Annotated in this window: 1 pseudogene; it reads left to right on the top strand. The window is 57.8% G+C overall.

What is annotated here, in order from left to right:
- Window positions 1-307, top strand: a pseudogene (locus tag AC1D0P_RS28720) (ABC transporter substrate-binding protein); the annotation flags it as partial.
- Between the last annotated feature and the right edge of the window lie 179 nt (window positions 308-486).

Here is a 486-nt window from a genome sequence, read left to right as displayed (position 1 = left end):
GGTCTGGTGCCAGGATGACGACATGGCCGTGGGCGTGCTGCAGGCCATCGACCAGGCCAAGCGTACGGATATCAAATATGTTCTCGCCGGCGCCGGCTCCAAGGACATGGTCAAGAAGGTCATGGACGGCGACAAGCTGATCCCGGTCGACATCCTCTATCCGCCGGCAATGGTCGGCACTGCGATGGAACTGACCGCCAACAACTTCTATGATCAGGTCCCGGTCCGCGGTACCTATGTCCTCGACGCCACGCTCGTCACCAAGGACAATGCCAAGGATTTCTACTTCCCGGATTCTCCGTTCTGATCTGACGTGATCCTTTTGGCGCCCATCCTTTCGGATGGGCGCTTTTCATTATGACCTTTTGAGTCCCCCAACCCCTTTTCCATGCTAGTTTCCCGCCACAATCAGGAGGAATCCAAATGAAGACGATCAAGGGCCCGGCGCTGTTTCTCGGACAGTTCGCGGGCGACACCGCCCCCTTC

The sequence above is a fragment of the Polaromonas sp. P1_G2 genome (assembly GCF_056405515.1).
This window is presented reverse-complemented; position numbering and strand designations above follow the sequence as displayed.